General features: G+C 66.8%; 13 protein-coding genes. 4 read left to right on the top strand and 9 right to left on the bottom strand.

Annotated features, from left to right (window positions below; translation table 11 throughout):
* Positions 1-206: 206 nt before the first annotated feature.
* The 3 genes from AC13GF_RS15055 to AC13GF_RS15045 form a co-directional block, all read right to left on the bottom strand.
* Complete coding sequence (locus AC13GF_RS15055; protein ID WP_024958346.1) at positions 207-989, bottom strand: helix-turn-helix transcriptional regulator; 783 nt, start codon at positions 987-989, stop codon at positions 207-209.
* Between the two features lie 153 nt (positions 990-1,142).
* A protein-coding gene (prfB, locus tag AC13GF_RS15050; RefSeq protein WP_097048047.1) for a peptide chain release factor 2 occupies positions 1,143-2,268 on the bottom strand; the annotation gives its coding sequence in 2 pieces (ribosomal slippage) (positions 1,143-2,192 and positions 2,194-2,268; 1,125 coding nt in all).
* Between the two features lie 70 nt (positions 2,269-2,338).
* The gene (locus tag AC13GF_RS15045) at positions 2,339-3,199 is read right to left on the bottom strand and encodes a LytTR family DNA-binding domain-containing protein (protein ID WP_483005146.1); all 861 of its coding nucleotides are present in this window, start codon (positions 3,197-3,199) and stop codon (positions 2,339-2,341) included.
* 176 nt (positions 3,200-3,375) lie between these two features.
* Here AC13GF_RS15045 and AC13GF_RS15040 point away from each other — a divergent pair, with 176 nt between their 5' ends.
* Entirely contained in the window at positions 3,376-4,581 is a 1,206-nt protein-coding gene (locus AC13GF_RS15040; protein WP_483005145.1) for an acyltransferase family protein, read from the top strand.
* 70 nt (positions 4,582-4,651) lie between these two features.
* Here AC13GF_RS15040 and AC13GF_RS15035 read toward each other — a convergent pair whose 3' ends face one another.
* Positions 4,652-7,561 carry a VIT domain-containing protein gene (locus AC13GF_RS15035; protein ID WP_483005144.1) on the bottom strand — a complete coding sequence of 970 codons (2,910 nt, stop codon included), beginning with the start codon at positions 7,559-7,561 and terminating at the stop codon, positions 4,652-4,654.
* Positions 7,562-7,690: 129 nt separating this feature from the next.
* Here AC13GF_RS15035 and AC13GF_RS15030 point away from each other — a divergent pair, with 129 nt between their 5' ends.
* A complete protein-coding gene (locus AC13GF_RS15030) occupies positions 7,691-8,740 on the top strand; it encodes a DUF1176 domain-containing protein (RefSeq protein ID WP_483005143.1) in 1,050 nt (349 codons plus the stop codon).
* Between the two features lie 85 nt (positions 8,741-8,825).
* Here AC13GF_RS15030 and recJ read toward each other — a convergent pair whose 3' ends face one another.
* Entirely contained in the window at positions 8,826-10,583 is a 1,758-nt protein-coding gene (recJ, locus tag AC13GF_RS15025; protein ID WP_483005142.1) for a single-stranded-DNA-specific exonuclease RecJ, read from the bottom strand.
* Between the two features lie 122 nt (positions 10,584-10,705).
* Here recJ and AC13GF_RS15020 point away from each other — a divergent pair, with 122 nt between their 5' ends.
* Together AC13GF_RS15020 and AC13GF_RS15015 are read left to right on the top strand one after the other, a co-directional pair.
* A complete protein-coding gene (locus AC13GF_RS15020) occupies positions 10,706-11,749 on the top strand; it encodes a DUF1176 domain-containing protein (protein WP_483005141.1) in 1,044 nt (347 codons plus the stop codon).
* A 51-nt stretch (positions 11,750-11,800) separates the two neighbouring features.
* A complete protein-coding gene (locus tag AC13GF_RS15015) occupies positions 11,801-12,808 on the top strand; it encodes a DUF1176 domain-containing protein (RefSeq protein WP_483005140.1) in 1,008 nt (335 codons plus the stop codon).
* A gap of 37 nt (positions 12,809-12,845) precedes the next feature.
* Here the strand turns inward: AC13GF_RS15015 and AC13GF_RS15010 are convergent, their stop codons facing one another.
* The 4 genes from AC13GF_RS15010 to carA form a co-directional block, all read right to left on the bottom strand.
* A complete protein-coding gene (locus AC13GF_RS15010) occupies positions 12,846-13,763 on the bottom strand; it encodes a phosphoglycerate mutase (RefSeq protein WP_483005139.1) in 918 nt (305 codons plus the stop codon).
* Positions 13,764-13,767: 4 nt separating this feature from the next.
* Entirely contained in the window at positions 13,768-14,232 is a 465-nt protein-coding gene (gene greA, locus AC13GF_RS15005) for a transcription elongation factor GreA (RefSeq protein ID WP_026347191.1), read from the bottom strand.
* Positions 14,233-14,240: 8 nt separating this feature from the next.
* Positions 14,241-17,483: a carbamoyl-phosphate synthase large subunit gene (gene carB, locus AC13GF_RS15000; protein WP_483005138.1), complete on the bottom strand. Its 3,243-nt coding sequence runs from the start codon at positions 17,481-17,483 to the stop codon at positions 14,241-14,243.
* Between the two features lie 149 nt (positions 17,484-17,632).
* The gene (gene carA, locus AC13GF_RS14995) at positions 17,633-18,760 is read right to left on the bottom strand and encodes a glutamine-hydrolyzing carbamoyl-phosphate synthase small subunit (RefSeq protein WP_005413213.1); all 1,128 of its coding nucleotides are present in this window, start codon (positions 18,758-18,760) and stop codon (positions 17,633-17,635) included.
* Positions 18,761-18,909: the final 149 nt, after the last annotated feature.

Genomic DNA, 18,909 nt, shown 5'->3' with positions numbered 1-18,909 from the left:
CAACGGCCTTGTGCCACCTGCGCTCCGTGAAGTGCAGGTGGCCTGAACTCCCTTTGGGAGTGTCCAAAAATACTTGACCACCACAGGTTTACGGCGTGTCCTGCCAACCCACACCACCCCGCCATCCCACAGAATGCCCGCTGTTGCTGTTGCAGTTGCAGTTGCTTCGGCCTCTGCGGGTGCAGGGCGCAGCCCTGCCGACCAACCTACCTACGCGGCAGGTAGGTCACCAGGGAAAGGTCATGCCGGCTCTCCGGCACCAGCGCCACGTACTGCAGGTCCAACAACCCGCGCGTGGGGTGGTTCAGCTTCTTCGCCCCTTCATCGAACCGGCGCACATCGTGCTCAGGCCACCACTGGCGGAACTCCTCGCTGTGCGCGGCAATGTCCTCTACCAGCGCCAGGAACGGTGCCTTGTCCGGCGCCTGCGCCATTGCCGCACGGAAGCCTGCCAGCAGGCCGCGGGTCATTTCCTCCCAGTTGAGGATAAGCGTGCGGTACGGCGGGTACAGGAACATCAGCCGCAGCGTATTGCGCTCATGCGGCGCCAACTGGCTGTAGTCCACGAACAGCTCGGCGATGGCCGGGTTCCAGGCCAGGATGTCGAAGCGGGTGTTGCGTACGTAGGCCGGGATCGGCTGCATCGCTTCCACCAGCTGGCGCAGGCCGTCGGTCACGCTCTCGTCCGGCGACTCCAACGGCACGCCATAACCAGACAGCGCGAATGCATAGGCGCGTTCGTCGTCGCTCATGCGCAGCACCTGCGCCAGGCGCTCCAGCACTTCGGGCGAGGCACGCACTTCACGGCCCTGCTCGATCCAGGTGTACCAGCTGACGCTCACCCCGATCGCCAGCGCCACTTCCTCGCGCTTCAGGCCCGGGGTTCGCCGGCGCCCGGCCGGCAGGCCGAGCGTGGCGGGGTCGACACGGGCGCGGCAGGCCTTGAGGAAGCCGCCGAGTTCCTTGCGTTCACTTTCGCTGCGCATCATCGGCCCGTCCTACCCTTTGTAGCGTCGAGCCATGCTCGACGCATCTGCTACTGCGCCAACAGCAGCCGAGCATGGGCTCGGCTCTACCGGAAGCGTGATCAGCCCCCCTCGGCGTTGCGCACGAGGGTGACGATATCCGCGCAGGCGCGTCGATCAGGCATCAACGCGCTTGGAGCCCACGGCCAGGCCGGCCTTCAGGCTGGCTTCGACAAATTCGTCGAGGTCGCCGTCCAGCACCTTCTGCGTATCCGAACGCTCGATGCCGGTGCGCAGGTCCTTGATACGGCTCTGGTCGAGCACGTAATTGCGGATCTGGCTGCCCCAGCCGATGTCGGACTTGGTGGCCTCCACGGCGTCCTTCTCGGCGTTGCGCTTCTGGATCTCCAGCTCGTACAGCTTGGCGGCCAGCATCTTCATCGCGTTATCGCGGTTCTGGTGCTGGCTGCGGCCGGTCTGGCAGGCCACGACGATGTTGGTCGGGATGTGGGTGATTCGCACCGCCGACTCGGTCTTGTTGACGTGCTGGCCACCGGCACCGGACGAACGGTACACGTCGGTACGCAGGTCGGCCGGGTTGATGGTGATGTCGATGTTGTCATCGATTTCCGGCGACACGAACACCGAGGTGAAGCTGGTGTGGCGGCGGTTGTCCGAGTCGAACGGCGACTTGCGCACCAGGCGGTGCACGCCCGTCTCGGTCTTCAGCCAGCCGTAGGCATAGTCGCCTTCCACGCGCAGCGTAGCCGACTTGATGCCGGCGACGTCGCCACCGGAGACTTCCATCAGCTCGGTCTTCCAGCCACGCGATTCACACCAGCGCAGGTACATGCGCAGCAGGATCTCGGCCCAGTCCTGGGCTTCGGTGCCACCGGCACCGGCCTGGATGTCGACGAATGCGGCCGCATTGTCCATCTCGCCGGAGAACATGCGCTGGAATTCCAGCTTCTCGACGTGCGACTGGTGCTTGTCCAGGTCGGCGACCACGGCCAGCGCGGTGTCCTCGTCCTGCTCGGACTCGGCCAGCTCAAGCAGTTCGGTGGCATCAGCCAGGCCGTCCAGCACCGAGGCGATACCGCCCACGGTCTTTTCCAGGCTGGAGCGCTCACGACCCAGGTTCTGGGCGTATTCGGCGTTGTTCCAGACGTCGGGGCTTTCCAGCTCCCGCGTTACTTCTTCAAGACGCTCTTTCTTGGCGTCGTAGTCAAAGATACCCCCGAAGCGACAGCACGCGATCGGTCAGATCGGTGATGCGCTGGCGGACAGGATTCAGTTCGATCATGTCGGCGGTTATGCATTCAAAAGATGACTGGTAATGATACCGCAGGCCGGGGATGCCCGGAATGAGGGGCTCACCCTGCCCCCAGCGCCTGCCGCAGCACTGGCAGCTGGCGCCGGCTGCAGGGCACCTTCGCCCCGTCGGCCATGTGCAGCAGGGCCTCGCCGCCGTCCAGCGGCTCGATCGAGCGCAACTGGCCACGGTGGATCAGCCAGCTGCGGTGCGGGCGCAGGAACATCGCCGGATCCAGCCGCTGCTCCAGCACCGCCATGGTGATCCGCAGCGGGTAGTCGTGGCCGCGCACCCGCAGGTTCACGTAGTTCCCCGCCGCCTGGGCGTACTCCACGTCGGCGGTGGCGACCAGGAACTCCTTGCCCAGCTTGCGCACCAGGAAGTGCTGGGGGCGCTCGACCGGCTCCACCGGCGGGCCGACATCGGGCTCGGCCAGCAGGTGCGCCTCACCCTGCCTGCGCCTGCCGAACCAGCTGGCAAAGTGCTCAAGCGCCACGAACATCGCGAACGTGCGCACATCCTTCAGGTATTCGTAGGCAAAACGCTCCAGCCAGCCGGCATCGTCCTGGTACCGGCAACCCAGCGCTCCATAGGCCAGATGCCGCAGCAGCATCATCCCGACCACGTGCAGCAGCGACCAACCGACGCTGGCCAGCAGATACAGCGGCAACCGCCGCTTCCAGGTATCGGCATGCAGCGGCCAGCGCTCGCAGCCCCACCACAGCAACGGCAGGGTCAACAGGATCAGACTGAGGCTGCTGAACTCCCAGATCATCGGCTCCCACAAGCCGAGATCGGCGCCGCGGCGACTGGCATCCATCACTTCGACCAACGCGTTGGTCACTGCCGAGGCCGACAGGATTGCCGCCCATACCAGCAGGCGGGTTGACGTACGCCAGCGCGGTGGTCGGCCCTGAGTCATTGCTGCATCCATGTCGTTACGGTGCTCCAGCCTGCCTCAAGGAGCCGAGCGTAGCGGCTCCATTGGTCCCATCACCCCCGCCATTGGTCACCTCACGGGTTCCGGCGGCCCCTCCGCGATCGCATCCCCCTCCCGCCGACGCCACCTTGGAATGACTTTTCCGGCCCGCCGTGACCATGACCCGACGCCACGACATCGACGCCCTGCGCGTGTTCGCCTTCGCTCTGCTGATCCTCTATCACACCGGCATGGCCTATGTGGACGACTGGGGCTTCCACCTCAAGAGCGTGCACACCGCCGAATGGCTGCAGTGGCCCATGGTGTTCGTCAACCGCTGGCGGATGTCGCTGCTGTTCCTGATCTCGGGTATTGCCATCGCTTTGATGCGGCCGGAAGGCAGGCTGCTGCGCTTTGCCGGCCTGCGCACGTGGCGGCTGTTGCTGCCACTGCTGTTCGGCATGTTCGTGATCGTACCGATCCAGCCCTACTGCGAGGGCGTGGCCAACGGCCACGTGGCACCCGGATTCGGCCACTTCCTGCTGCGCTACTGGCAGGTGCGGCCGTGGCCGGAAGACAGCTTCGCCGGCTGGCAGTACGGCATCACCTGGAACCACCTGTGGTACCTGGCCTATCTGTGGAACTACACGCTGGCACTGGCCCTGTTGATGCCGTTGCTGGGAACGGCAGTGGTCCGCCGGGCAATGGCAGGCGTTGCAGCATCGCCAACGCTGTTGATCGGCATTCCTTTCGCCTTCTTGCTGGCCTGGGTCATCTGGCTGGAGCCGATCTATCCGTCCACCAATGCCCTGCTTGGCGACTGGTACCAGCATGCGAAGTACGCGACGGTGTTCCTGGCAGGCTATCTGCTTGGTCGCGAGCCGGTGTTCTGGCAACGCGTAGTCGCCCTGCGCCGCACCACGCTGTGGCTGGCGCTGGCCACGGTCGGCTGGTATCTGGGGTTGCGCATCCTCGGCCAGGTCCTGCCGGCTGACTCCTCGTTGCGGCAATGGCCCGAACCGTTCTGGGACCTGCAGGTACGGACCAGCCAATCGCTGTACGTCTGGACCGCGCTGCTGACCATCCTGGGCTGGGGCAAGGTCTTCCTCGACCGCCCGTTCGGCTGGCTGCCGTACTGCACCGAGGCGATCTATCCCTGGTACATGCTGCACCAGAGCCTGATCATCGTACTGTTGTTCTGGCTCAAGCCGCTGCAGCTGGGGCCGTGGGCCGAACCGGCCCTGCTGCTCGGCGGCACCGTCGCTGGCTGCCTGCTGATCCACGAGCTGCTGATCCGTCGCGTGCGCTGGCTGCGGCCCCTGTTCGGCCTGCGTGCCAATCCAACCGCGGCGCCGATCGCACGCGCCGCGACAGCGCAGTTGTAGAGCCGAGCATGGGCTCGGCTCTACATCAAAGCAGTCGAGCAAGCTCGACTCTACACAGGCGTCCGAACAGTCATTTCACCTCGAACTCCCCCACCAGCACAGTCTCGGCGCGGTCCTTCAACCGCATCGTCACCATCTGGTCCTTCTGCTTGGCCGTACCCCAATGGGCGGTCAGGCGCAGCATCAGGGTCGTCGCACCCGTCACCAGCTGCTGGCGGCTGCCGAAGTAATTCGCTTCCACCTTGTACTTGCCGGGCTTGGCGTTGCGCAGCGAGAACTGCTCGGGGCCATAGCCGCCGGTGAAATCCTGCGACATCTGCCCGCCCTGGTAGGTCAGGCGGTTGCCGTAGTACGCGCGCTCGCCGTTCGGGTCGGTCACCCACAGATCCATGTCGCTGTTGTCGGCATCCCACGACAGCACCACGCGCAGGTCCAGCGGCATCGCCTGCAGCAGGCGCGGGTCGATACTGGTGGTATCCAGCCGGGGCGTGCTGCGGGCCACCAGGCTGGTCAGTTCATCCAATGCGATCAGGGCGATGCCATCGAAGCGGCTGTCCCACGGCCGCACCACCACCTGGTACAGCGGCGCCAGCGCCTGCTGCGGCTTGCCGGCCGCTGCCAGTGCCAGGCCCAGGTCGCGGAAGCTCTGCGGCTCTTCCTGGCCCATCGCCAGGACCTGCTCGAACACCGGCACCGCCAGTGCGGGGGCATCAGCCTGCATCAGCCGGTAACCGAGCACGCGCAGCAGGTGGCGGTTGTCCAGATCCATCTCGGCCAGGTTCGACAGCACACGCAGTGCCAGGTCGCGCTGACCCTGCTCCAGCAGCAGGTCGGCCACGTCGAGGAAGAAAGCACTGCTGTCGGCATGCGCATCGCGCTCGGCCAGGTAGCGGTCATACAGTTGCGACGCCGGGCCCTGGCGCAGGCGCCTGGCGATGGCCGAGTCCGGCTGCCAGGCCGCCAGCTGGATACCGAGCTCGCCCTCGTTGGCGGCAGCAGGCGCAGCGACACGACCACCAGTGACCGTGATTGAATCCAGGGCCTTGTTCGATGCAGACGCTGAGCGACGTGCACGCGCGCTGCTGGCTTCCATGCGCTGCTCGGCGGCGGGCATCGGTGCCGGGGCGGGCGGTGTCGCAGGGGCCGGCGCGGCGAGCATCGCCACCGGCGCCGATTCCATCGCGTAGTCCGCGGAGGCCACTTCCAGTGCCCCGCCCTTCGCCTGCGGCGGCACACCCTTCGGCCAGCTGCGGTTCCACCACTGCTGGCGCTCCTTCCAGCGTGCCGCCACTTCATCCAGGCGCTGGCGATCAGCAGCGGCGCGATCTCTTACCTGCACTGCAAACCTGGCGTCGTACCCGGCGCGCAGCGTGCCCGAAGGGCGGATCGCATAGCGCAGGTAGTCCTCCAACGTCTCCAGCACGATCAGCGAGGTGTCCGGACCGACCAGGCCAAACTGCTGCGACAGGCGCTGCATCGCCTCGCGGTTGCCACGGCGGTCGGCGGCCAGCTGCTGCAGGCGCGCCTGCGCCCACAAGCCCGCCAGCAGTTCTCCGTCGTCGCTCTTCTGCGTGGCGGGCAGCGCCTGCCATTCGCCGCCACCCACGCGCACCCGCATCGGCACACCGTCGGCCGCCAGTCGTGCGTGCAGCCACAGCCAGCCCTGGGCTTCACTGCGACGATCGATCACAACGTCCTGCACACCGCGCCCCGCATCGACCTGCACATCCAACGGCGACGACAGCAGCTCGCGCGCCGCCGCATCGACATCCTTGCCCAGCGCAACGAAGCGGCCGCCAAGCGCTTCGCTCCAACCACGCAGCCGCAAGGCATCGGTGCGCGCACCGGCGCTGCTGACCGCAAACAGGCGTTGATCCGGCGCCATCGCCGGCAGCTGTTCCGGCCCATAGGTCAACAGTCCATCGCTGACCAGCAGGTATTCTTTCACGCCCGGCTGCGGCTGCCACTGCGCCAGCGCGCTGGCACCGTCCGGGCGCACCGCCTGCAGTGCTGCGCGCAGCTCACTCCAGTTACCGGCGCGGATGCGGAAGCGACGCACCGGCTCGGCGCGATCGCGCAGCACGGTCAACGCCACGGTGCCGTCGCCCATCGCAGCGAAGTAGCGATCCAGCAATGCGAACTCGCGCGTGCGATCGCGCTGCCCGGCCGAACCGGAGCCATCCCACAGCAGGCCGATCTCGCTGGGCAACGTGCGGGGCGTGCTGCTGGCCGCCACCGGCAGCTGCGCCAGCAGGTAATGGCCATCCTCCCAGGGCGCCACCTGCACCTGTGCCTGGCGGGCTGCCGGCAGGCTCCACTGCAGCTGCTTCGGCAACTGCGCGCCCCTGCCCTGCCACTGCAGTTGGCCCGCGCTGATGCGGAACGGTGCCGTACCTGTAGTGGTCGCGCCGGGGGCCTGCAGTTTCAGTTCAACCGAGGCTGCACCCGCGGCGAACTGCAGCGGCAGCGTCCACTGCCAGCCTTGGCCGGCGAAGGCCAACGGCTCACGAATCACCAGCTGCACGCGCCGACTGCCACCAGCCGGCAGCGGGTAGATGCGCAGCCGGAACTGGTTGCCGGCGGTCTGTTCCAGCAGGCCCGGGTCGACGCCGCGGCGGGCGATTTCCTCGAACACCTGGCGGCCGCGGTCCTTGGGCACCGGCACCGCATCACGCAACTCGCCGTTGATATCCAGCGCGAAGCCGCTGATCTGCTGGCCATCGCTCAGCGGGAACTGCAGCTCACCTTCCAGCACGCGGCGGTTCGGGTTGTGGAATTCCAGCGTGATCCGGGTCTGGGCGATGCCCGCCTGGACCTCGCCTTCGATGCGCGCACGCTGCAGTTGCACCGGTTGCTCGGCAGCGGGCGCGATCAGCAGAGGCGTCGCGGCCTGCGGCCGGGAGATCGGCGGCGACTGCGCGCCAGCGGGCCAGGCCGCAAGGGCCAGCAACAACACAGTGCAGCAACGGGCGAAGACCATGACCGGACTCCAGTGGGATCGTGGAAGGTTGAACGCACGAACAGCCGGAACGGGGTTTGACGCGGTCGAGCTTTTCAATACCGCCACCCACAGGCACGATGCCCCACACCCATATGCGCAAGGATGCCGATGCGATTCTCCCTGCCAACCGCCCTGCTAGCCCTGGCCTGCCCAATCGCCGCCCTTGCGGCAGCCCCGGCCAGAAGCCTGTATTTCCAGCACCACGACTGGGTCGTGGCCTGTGACAATACCCGCACCTGCCGCGCCGCTGGCTATGCCCCCGATGATGGCAGCACCCTGAGTGTACTGCTCACCCGCAAGGGCGGCCCGGGCCAGGCCATCCAGGGCCGCCTGACGCTGCAGCCGGAAGAAGGCCAGCCCCAGCCCAAGGGTGCACTGCACCTGCACATCCAGCAGCAGGATCTGGGCGCTCTGGCCTCGGCAAAGGGCAAAGGCACGCACAGCTTGAATGCCGCGCAGACCAGCGCACTGTTGTCGGCACTGGTGCGCGACGGTGGGGTCAGCGTGACCGATGACGCCGGCCACCGCTGGCCGCTGTCAGACAAGGGGGCGGCAGCGGTACTGCTGAAGATCGACGAGTACCAGGGGCGCCTCGGCACACCCGGCGCCGTGATGCGCAAGGGCAGCACGCCCGAATCCAGCGTCCCCGCCGCGCTGCCGGTGCCGGTGGTGCGCAAGGCCGCTACCGTGGACTCGACCCCGGATGATCCGGCGTTTGCGCAACTGGCCGCCTCACCCGCCCTGCGTGCAGCGCTGCGTGCCACGCTGAAGGACGACAGCTGCGAAGGGCTGCTGGAGAGCGATGCCGACGTTCCGCTCAGCAACTCCCCGCTGCAGATCCAACTCCTGGACGCACAGCATGTGCTGGTCAACGTGCAGTGCTGGCGCGCGGCCTACAACACCGGCGATGGCTACTGGGTCGCCCGCCCGCAGGCGCCGTTCCAGCCGCAGTGGGTGACCAGCGATGCCATCGACTACGCCGACGGCCAGATCATTGCCGCACAGAAGGGCCGCGGCCTGGGTGACTGCATCTCGCAGGCAACCTGGACATGGGACGGGACGAAGTTCGTCGCGACGTCGGAGGCAGCGGCCGGTCTGTGCCGGGGCGTGCCCGGTGGCACCTGGGAATTGCCGGCACTGGTGACCGAGGTCCGCTGACCCGACAGAAAAAGGGGACGGAGGGGATTAAGTCGCTTTTGCCTTGTTTGCCATTTGCGACTTAATCCCCTCCGTCCCCTTTTCTTCAGGCGGGGAGGCTGTGCTCGACGATCAACTGGATGGCGCTGCCACCACGATAGTCGTCGCAGGCGAGCCGGTAGGCGAGATGCACGTGGCGACCCGGCGCGTTGCCGTGCCAGCCGCCGAAGTGGATCGCGTTGATCGTGCCGGGCACGCCCGGCAGGCGCAGTTCCAGCTTGAGGTGGCGTTCCTTCAGTACGCGCCAGTTGGCCACTTCGAAGTGGCCGTCGAACAGCGGCTCGGGGAAGCCCTGGCCCCACGGCCCGGCCATGCGCAGCGCATCGGCATGGCGATGATCAAGTTCGTTGGCGGCCAGCTCGCCGTCGCTGAGGACCTGCTGCTGCAGTGCCGCCGGGTCGAGCATTTCCAGCACCACCGAAACAAAGGCGGTCTTGAAGTCATCGACGTGATCCAGCCGCATGCTCAGTCCAGCTGCCATGGCGTGGCCACCGAAGCGTTCGATCAGGCCCGGATGGCGTGCATCGACCAGCGCGAGGGCGTCACGGATGTGCAGGCCGGGAATCGAGCGGGCTGAGCCACGCAGGGTGTCGGCGCCGGGCTCGGACGGGGCGAAGGCGATCACCGGGCGATGCAGGCGATCCTTCATCTTCGACGCGACCAGGCCGACCACGCCCGGGTGCCAGTCGGCGTCGAACAGGCAGGCCGCCACCGGGCGCTGACCGGCCATCTCCAGCACCACGCGGGTCAAGGCCTGCTCGGCGTCATCGGTCATCAATTGCTGCACCGCGCGCCGTTCCGAATTGATCTGCTCCAGCGTCTGCGCGATCTCGCGCGCCTGGCGCGGGTCTTCGGTCAGCAGCAGGGCAATGCCCAGCGCCATGTCTTCCAGCCGGCCCGCCGCGTTCAGGCGTGGACCGAGTGCGAAGCCGATGTCGGTGGCGGTCAGTCGCGCGGCGTCGCGGCCGCTGGCTTCGATCAGCGCGCGCAGGCCAACACAGCCCTGCCCCGCGCGCAGACGGCGCAGGCCCGCGCTGACCAGTGCCCGGTTGTTCGCATCCAGCGCCACCAGATCGGCAACGGTGCCGACCGCCACCAGATCCAGCAGCGTGGTCAGGTCCGGTCCCTTGCCATCGGCAAAGACACCGGCCTCGCGCATCTGCCGGCGCAGCGCCATCAGTACATAGAAGATCACGCCGACACCGGCCAGTGACTTGCTGGGGAAAGCGTCGCCGTCGAGATTTGGATCGACGATGACATCTGCGGGCGGCAGCTGCGGACCGGGAAGGTGATGGTCGGTGACCAGCACCTGCCAGCCACGCGCCTTGGCCGCGATGACACCGGCGTGGCAGGCAATGCCGTGGTCGACCGTGACCAGCAGGTCCGGCTGCAGCGCGGCCAGCTCCTCAACCAATGACGGCGACAGGCCGTAGCCGTGCACCATTCGGTTCGGCACCGCGTGGAAGACATGCTGCGCGCCCAGCATGCGCAGGCCGCGCACGCCGACCGCACAGGCAGTGGCGCCATCGCAATCGAAATCGCCAACCACCAGGATGCGCTTGTCGTTGGCGATGGCCTCGACCAGCAGGCCCACCGCATCGTCGATGCCGGTCAGCAGCTCAGGCGCGTGCAGATTGCCCAGCTTCGGCTGCGCCAACTCCGGTGTACCTGCGCCACGGCTGGCATAGAGACGCGCCAGCAGCGGCAGCGTGCCCTCCGGCCAATTGCAGGGTATTACCGCATCGCGGCGGCGGATCGTCGGCGTATCAGAGGCGGGTTGCACAGCATCGGCGGCAAGGGACATCGGCATCGCCGGGTTACGGAGGACCCGGGCATGATACCCCGCCCGGCTTGTCCGGCTCTTCCCGGGCTTGGCGCAGACGTGGCGATCGCCCATGCTTGTTCGCTTCTGAAACGGAATTCGCCATGCATCGCCCGCTGTCCGCACTGATTGTCGGCCTGTTGCTGCCACTCGCCTCCCACGCTGGAAACACACGGGTCACACCCGGTATCGAGTTCGTGCACCACGACTGGTTCCTGGCCTGCGACAACACGGGCACCTGCCGTGCCGCGGGTTATGGCCCGGAAAACGCAGACAGCCTGCTGGGCCTGATGCTGGAACGTGCCGGCGGTCCCGGTACGGCAGTGAAGGCGCGGCTGCGGGTGGGCGAGGATGGCGAAAGCGCAATGCCTGACGGAGCGCTGCGCCTGCAGGTGAACGGCCATGATCTGGGCCCGGTGCAGGACACCGGCGCCGACGAGGCCGTGACGCTGCGGCCTGCGCAGGTTGAAGCACTGCTCGCCGCCCTGCCCGGCCAGGCCCGCATCGAGGTGATCGACAGCAACGGCACGCGCTGGCCGATTTCCGACCGTGGGGCTGCCGCCGTACTGCTGAAGATGGACGAGGCACAAGGGCGGATCGGAACACCCGGCGCCCTGGTGCGGCGTGGCACGCGTGCCGAAACGAGCGTGCCGGCTGCGCACGCCAAGCCGGTGATCGTGAGCGCGGCGCTGGCGGCGCCACGTTCCGGAGACAGCGAACTGGGAAGCAGCGAAGCGCTGCGCGACGCGCTGATCGCCACGCTCGGCGACAGTGACGACTGTCCGCGCCTGATCGAGTACACGGGCACCCCGGAAATGGTGATCGAGCGGCTGGACGAACACCACGTACTGCTGCAGGCGCTGTGCCAGATGGGCGCGTACAACTACAGCAATGGCTTCTGGATCGCGCGCGACCAGCCCCCGTTCGCCCCGCAGACGGTCACGATGGAAGCAGAGGGCTTCTCGCGCGTCGAACGCACGCTCTACGCGCGCTACAAGGGCCGCGGCATCGGCGACTGCGTTTCCGGTTCGGACTGGGTATGGGATGGCCGCAGATTCCAGCCCAGCAGTGCGTTCAGTACCGGCCTGTGCCGTGGCATGCCAGGCGGGCACTGGATGCTGCCAACCCTGCTCAGCGAGGTGCGTTGAATGCATGCATCTTCACTGTCATGCACGCCACTGCTGCTGGCGTCGCTGACGATGGCCTCGGTTGCCCCGGCTGCCGAACCGGCCGGCACGTCGTTGGTGGAGGGCGACGGCGTGATGGCCTGCGACAACACCCGCACCTGCCGGCTGGCAGCCTACGGTCCACTGGCGCCGCTGATGCTGAGCGCGCTGATCGAACGCAGCGGCGGGCCGCGCACGGCGGTCACCGCCCGGCTGTCCATGGCCGAGGGCGGAGAGGACGCGCCTGCGACCCCTGCGGCGGTGGCCCCTGAAGGAACGTTGCGACTACACGTGGACGGAAAGGACCTCGGTGCCATCGGCCACAGCGAAACGCTCAACTCTGGCCTGGAGCTGCCCACCCGCTACGTGACCGCCATGATTGAAGCACTGCTGGCGGGCAAGCGCGTCGAGATGAGCGACGCCTCAGGCCACGCGTGGCCGCTGTCTGACCGCGGCATCCGCACGCTGCTGCTGAAGATGGACGAAGCACAAGGTCGGCTGGATACTCCGGGCGCGCTGGTGCGCAAGGGCTCACAGCCGGAGTCGAAGGTCCCGGCTGCGGTTGCCGCGCCGCCCCTGAAGGCACCGCCGCTTCTGGTCGAAGCACAGGAAAGCGATGCGCAGCTGGCCGAGCGGGCGGATCTGCTGCAGCAGCTGCAACCAGTGGCCGCTGCGGGAAACGCGTGCAACCGGATGTCGCCACGCCAACTCCGCATCGAACGGGTGGATGCCAGCCATGTCCTGGCCCTGCTGAACTGCGCAACCGACCGCAACATCGTGCCGGCGGGCACCTGGTTGATCCGCGACCGTCCACCGTTTTCGCCCACGCTGATCGCCCCGAGCACGCTGTTTCCGCTCTACCCGCATGCCGTATTTCTTGAAGAAGGCGTTGTGACCGCTACCAATGCGTGCGGCACGAACCGGCATTGGGCGTGGGACGGCTCGCGCCTGGTCCTGAGCGCGACGTATCTGGGTGATTCCTGCTCAACCCGGAGCCGCAGGCACTGGGCGTTGCCGACCTACGTTACGGACGTCCAGTAGTGATGAAGCCGAGCGTGGGCTCGGCTCTACAGGGAAATCAATCGTGAAGCTGGCGCGGCTTCTTCCAGAACTGCCAGCGCTGTCCGCGATCCAGCTGGAACTGCAGGCCGTCCTCGAAATCCAGCACCAGCCTCTGCAGCTCGCCACGCTTCAGCGCGGCCAGCAGCGGACGGATCGCATCATTGCCCAGCTGCTGCAAAGAGCGCAGCTGGCGCAGATCAACCAGTGCATCCACCGCCTGCTCGCCATCCACGGCTACGCCAGCCGCCAGGGCCAGGCCCTGCAGCAGGGCATCACGACTGCGCACCTGCGCATGCGCCGTGCTGACCGACACCGGCATCACGCCACCGCCCCAGAACCAAAGCGAATTGATCGGCTGTTGTCCCTGCGCGGCGCGCTGCTGATTCCAGGAATGGTTGTGCAGCAGTACCTGCGCTTCGGTCATCAGCGCCCGCCAACGGCGGCCGCCCTCGCCTGCTGGCAGGTGCGAGAACAGGTCATCGCCCAGCACCTCGTCCGGACTGTCGAAGTCCGGCAGGGCCAGGTCGATCGGCAGCCGCAGGTACCAGCGCGAAGGGTCCGGTGCGTCGAGCACGAACCCGGCATCGGCGAACAGCGGTTGCAGCACCGGCAGCAGGGCGAGGCAATCGGCCAGGGTCGGCCGCAGCGTTTCGCCATAGGCCATCATCCGCGCGCCGTGCATGTCCGGCACCATGCAGGCCGGATCGGCACGCAGCCAGCACGCGCCGGCAGCATCGCCGACGTCACGCTGGCGGCTCAGTGCAGCCACCGGCCAGTGCGGCGCGGCGACCGTGAAATGGCGTTGCAGCTGTGCCCGCTCGCCGGCTTCGAACTGCGAGGCGTTGGCGCGGCCCAGGGCACGCGCCACGTCATCAGGCAGCGCAGCCGCGGCAAAGCGGCTGCGTGCCGGCAACAGCAGGGTCGCCGTTGCCACCGGGTCAGTCCACGTAGCTGACGCTGACGATCTCGTACTCGCGCTGGCCGGCCGGGGCGTCGATCACGATCGAATCGCCTTCCAGCTTGCCGATCATCGCGCGCGCCACCGGCGAGGAAATCGCGATCAGGCCCAGCTTGATGTCCGCTTCCAGGTCACCGACGATCTGGTACTTCTTCTCTTCGTCGGTTTCCACGTCGGCCAGGGTCACGCTGGCGCCGAACACCACCTTGGAGCCGGCATTGAGCTTGCTCACATCGATGATCTCGGCGTGCGACAGCTCGCCTTCCAGCTGCTTGATGCGGCCTTCGATGAAGCCCTGTTCCTCGCGCGCGGCGTGGTACTCGGCGTTCTCCTTCAGGTCGCCATGCTCACGCGCCTCGGCGATCGCGGCGATCACCTTCGGGCGCTTGACCGACTTCAGGTGATCCAGTTCGTCGCGCAGCTTCTGCGCGCCCTTCATCGTGATGGGGGCTCTCATGCATTCAACTCCTTGTGCAGCTCCTGCAGCGACCAGACGGGGCCGGTGCCGCGGAATTCCAGTGAATCCACCAGCGCCTTGGCGCCGGCAATGGTGGTCGAGTAGGTGACGCGATGCTGCAGCGCCTCGCGACGGATCGAGAACGAGTCGTTGATCGCCGAACGGCCTTCGGTCGTGTTGACGATGTAGACGATCTCGCCGTTCTTGATCGAGTCGACGATGTGCGGGCGGCCTTCGACCACCTTGTTGATGATCTCGCAGTCCATGCCATGCTGCTGCAGCCACGCGGCGGTGCCACGGGTGGCGACCAGGCTGTAGCCACGCGCCAGCAGCGCCTTGGCCACCGGCAGCACGCGCTTCTTGTCCGGATCACGCACCGAAACGAAGGCCTTGCCGACCGGCGGTGCCTTGATGCCACCGGCTTCCTGCGCACGCGCGAAGGCGGCGTTGAAGGTGCGGCCGACGCCCATCACCTCACCGGTGGAGCGCATCTCCGGCCCGAGGATCGGATCAACACCCTGGAACTTGGCGAACGGGAAGATCGCTTCCTTCACCGAGTAGTAGTCCGGCACGATTTCCTTGGTCGCGCCCTGCTCGGCCAGGCTCTTGCCAGCCATGCAACGGGCGGCGATCTTGGCCAGCGGCATGCCGGTCGCCTTGGACACGAACGGCACGGTGCGCGAGGCACGCGGGTTCACTTCCAGCAGGTAGATGGTGTCGGCACCGTCGTCGCTGGTCTGGATCGCGAACTGGGTGTTCATCAGGCCGACCACGTTCAGGGCCTTGGCCAGCTCCACCACCTGGCGGCGCAGTTCGGCCTGGGTTTCAGCCGACAGCGAGTACGGCGGCAGCGAGCACGAGGAATCGCCCGAGTGCACGCCGGCTTCTTCGATGTGCTCCATCACGCCACCGATCAGGACGTTGCCATCCTTGTCGGCGATGATGTCGACGTCGCACTCGACGGCGTTGTCGAGGAAGCGGTCCAGCAGCACCGGCGAATCGTTGGATACCTTCACCGCGTCGCGCACGTAGCGGGCAAGGTCGGCTTCGCCGTAGACGATTTCCATCGCACGACCGCCCAGCACGTAGCTCGGGCGCACCACCAGCGGGTAGCCGATCTCGCGGGCCAGCAGCAGGGCTTCCTGGTCGTTGCGGGCGATGCGGTTCGGCGGCTGCTTCAGGCCCAGCTTGTCGACCAGCTGCTGGAAGCGCTCGCGGTCTTCGGCCAGGTCGATCGAATCCGGGCTGGTGCCGATCACCGGCACGCCATTGGCTTCCAGCGCGCGCGCCAGCTTCAGCGGGGTCTGGCCGCCGTACTGCACGATCACGCCCTTCGGCTGTTCCAGTTCGACGATTTCCAGCACGTCTTCCAGGGTCAGCGGTTCGAAGTACAGGCGGTCGGAGGTGTCGTAGTCGGTCGACACGGTTTCCGGGTTGCAGTTGACCATGATGGTTTCATAGCCATCCTCGCGCAGCGCCAGTGCCGCGTGCACGCAGCAGTAGTCGAACTCGATGCCCTGGCCGATGCGGTTCGGGCCACCGCCCAGGATCATGATCTTGTCGCGGTTGCTCGGCGCAGCCTCGCACTCGTCCTCGTAGGTCGAGTACAGGTAGGCGGTACCGGTGGAGAATTCACCGGCACAGGAGTCCACGCGCTTGTAGACCGGGCGCACCTTGTGCGCACGACGCAGCGCGCGGATGGCGGCTTCGTTGGTGCCGGTCAGCTGCGCCAGGCGCGCGTCGGAGAAGCCAGCGCGCTTCAGCTTGCGCAGGCGCGCAGCGTCCAGCGCGTCGATGCCACCGGCAGCGACTTCAGCTTCGGCAGCAATGATTTCCTCGATCTGGTCCAGGAACCAATGATCGATGAACGACAGCGCGTAGATCTCTTCCACGCTCATGCCGGCGCGGAATGCATCGGCGACGAAGAACAGGCGCTCCGGGCCCGGTGCCTTCAGCTCGCGACGCAGGGTCTGCAGGTCTTCCTCGTTGGCCAGGTCCAGGCCGGTCGGGTCGAAGCCGACCTTGCCGGTTTCCAGGCCACGCAGGGCCTTCTGCACCGACTCCTGGAAGGTACGGCCCATCGCCATCACCTCGCCCACCGACTTCATCTGGGTGGTCAGGCGGGCGTCGGCGGCCGGGAACTTCTCGAAGGCAAAGCGCGGGATCTTGGTGACGACGTAATCGATGGACGGCTCGAACGAGGCCGGGGTCAGGCCGCCGGTGATCTCGTTCTTCAGTTCGTCCAGGGTGTAACCCACGGCCAGCTTGGCGGCGACCTTGGCGATCGGGAAGCCGGTGGCCTTGGACGCCAGCGCCGAGGAACGCGACACGCGCGGATTCATCTCGATGACGACCACGCGGCCGGTCTTCGGGTTGATGCCGAACTGCACGTTCGAACCACCGGTATCGACGCCGATCTTGCGCAGCACGGCGATGGAGGCATCGCGCAGGCGCTGGTATTCCTTGTCAGTCAGAGTCTGCGCCGGGGCCACGGTGATCGAGTCACCGGTGTGCACGCCCATCGGGTCCAGGTTCTCGATCGAGCAGACGATGATGCAGTTGTCCGCGGTATCGCGGACCACTTCCATCTCGAATTCCTTCCAGCCCAGCACCGACTCTTCCACCAGCACTTCGGTGGTCGGCGACAGTTCCAGGCCGCGGCTGACGATCTCGACCAGCTCTTCGCGGTTGTAGGCGATGCCGCCACCGCTGCCGCCCAGGGTGAAGCTGGGGCGGATGATGGTCGGGTACCCGACGCGGGTCTGGATCTCCAGCGCTTCGTCCAGGGTGTGGGCGACGGCGGCGGTCGGGCATTCCAGGCCGATCTCACCCATGGCCACGCGGAACAGCTCGCGGTCTTCGGCCATGCGGATCGCTTCGCGCTTGGCGCCGATCAGCTCGACGTTGTACTTCTCCAGCACGCCGTGGTCGGCCAGGTCCAGCGCGCAGTTCAGCGCGGTCTGGCCACCCATGGTCGGCAGCAGTGCATCGGGCTTTTCCTTGGCGATGATCTTCTCGACCGTCTGCCAGTTGATCGGCTCGATGTAGACGGCATCGGCCATCTCCGGGTCGGTCATGATGGTGGCCGGGTTGCTGTTGACCAGCACCACGCGGTAACCCTCGTCGCGCAGGGCCTTGCAGGCCTGGGCGCCGGAATAGTCGAACTCGCAGGCCTGGCCGATGACGATCGGGCCAGCACCGATGATGAGGATGGTCTTGAGGTCAGTGCGCTTGGGCATTTTCTTCTCTAAGTCAGTACAGCGTGACAAGGGGGAGTGATCGCACGCTGTCGATCAGGAATCTTGATCCGCAGCGCCGCGCCAGGGGCAGCAGCGATGCGGGGTTTACGGTCCATCGCGACGCCACCGGGGGGCCGGCGGCGTACTGATCACGCCTTGGCCTGCTCCATCAGCACCACGAAGCGGTCGAACAGCGGACCGACATCGGTCGGGCCCGGCGACGCTTCCGGATGGCCCTGGAACGAGAACGCCGGCACGTCGGTGCGGGCGACACCCTGGTTGGTGCCATCGAACAGCGAACGGTGGGTCACGCGCAGGGTCGGCGGCAGGGTCGCTTCATCGATCGCGAAGCCATGGTTCTGCGAGGTGATCATCACCCGGCCACTGTCCAGATCCTGCACCGGGTGGTTGGCACCGTGGTGGCCGTGGCCCATCTTCATGGTCTGCGCGCCCGAGGCCAGGCCCAGCAGCTGATGGCCCAGGCAGATGCCGAAGGTCGGGATCTTCACGTCGATGAAGGTCTTGATCGCTTCGATGGCGTAGTCGCACGGTTCCGGGTCACCCGGGCCGTTGGACAGGAACACGCCATCCGGCTTCAGCGCCAGCACTTCGGCGGCCGGGGTCTGCGCCGGCACCACGGTCACTTCGCAGCCGCGCTCGGCCAGCATGCGCAGGATGTTGGTCTTCACGCCGAAATCGTAGGCCACGACCTTGTACTTGGCCGGCACGCTGACGAAGGCGTTGGCATCCAGGTCCAGCTGGCCCTCGGTCCAGGTGTAGGTCTTCTCGGTAGTGACGACCTTGGCCAGATCCATGCCCTTCAGGCCCGGGAACTTGCGGGCGGCTTCCAGTGCCTTTTCCACGTCGATGTCGCCGGCCATCAGCGCACCGTTCTGCGCGCCCTTCTCGCGCAGGATGCGGGTCAGCTTGCGGGTGTCGATGCCGGCGATGGCCACCACGCCACGCTGGATCAGCCAGTCCTGCAGCGACACCTGGCTGCGCCAGTTGCTGGGGCGGCGGGGAACATCGCGCACGATCAGGCCGGCCGACCACACCTTGGACGCTTCATTGTCCTGGTCGGTCATGCCGGTGTTACCGATATGCGGATAGGTCAGCGTGACCATCTGCCGGGCGTAGGACGGGTCGGTCAGCACTTCCTGGTAGCCGGTCATGGCGGTGTTGAACACCACCTCACCGACGGACAGGCCGGGCGCGCCTACGGATTCGCCCTCGAATACGGTGCCGTCTTCGAGGACGAGGATTGCGGCTTGGGTCACGGGAATCTCACTTTGGCTACCGAGGGGGCTGCCGAAGTCACGCCTGCGCTTCACGGAAATCCGGTTGCAAAAAAGCGCGGACGTGCGGTCTGGGACCGGTCCGGCTTTCGTGATTCGGCGAGTGCGAATTGTAGCGCTGCCGGGGCGCT

Source organism: Stenotrophomonas sp. 22LJNL06-5-1 (assembly GCF_056861455.1).
This window is presented reverse-complemented; position numbering and strand designations above follow the sequence as displayed.

Excerpts from the sequence above, each read along its gene's own strand:
- AC13GF_RS15055 (WP_024958346.1), bottom strand. The coding sequence starts at position 989 with ATGATGCGCAGCGAAAGTGAACGCAAGGAACTCGGCGGCTTCCTCAAG.
- AC13GF_RS15045 (WP_483005146.1), bottom strand. The coding sequence starts at position 3,199 with ATGACTCAGGGCCGACCACCGCGCTGGCGTACGTCAACCCGCCTGCTG.
- AC13GF_RS15040 (WP_483005145.1), top strand. The coding sequence starts at position 3,376 with ATGACCCGACGCCACGACATCGACGCCCTGCGCGTGTTCGCCTTCGCT.
- AC13GF_RS15035 (WP_483005144.1), bottom strand. The coding sequence starts at position 7,561 with ATGGTCTTCGCCCGTTGCTGCACTGTGTTGTTGCTGGCCCTTGCGGCC.
- AC13GF_RS15030 (WP_483005143.1), top strand. The coding sequence starts at position 7,691 with ATGCGATTCTCCCTGCCAACCGCCCTGCTAGCCCTGGCCTGCCCAATC.
- recJ (WP_483005142.1), bottom strand. The coding sequence starts at position 10,583 with ATGTCCCTTGCCGCCGATGCTGTGCAACCCGCCTCTGATACGCCGACG.
- AC13GF_RS15020 (WP_483005141.1), top strand. The coding sequence starts at position 10,706 with ATGCATCGCCCGCTGTCCGCACTGATTGTCGGCCTGTTGCTGCCACTC.
- AC13GF_RS15015 (WP_483005140.1), top strand. The coding sequence starts at position 11,801 with ATGGCCTCGGTTGCCCCGGCTGCCGAACCGGCCGGCACGTCGTTGGTG.
- carB (WP_483005138.1), bottom strand. The coding sequence starts at position 17,483 with ATGCCCAAGCGCACTGACCTCAAGACCATCCTCATCATCGGTGCTGGC.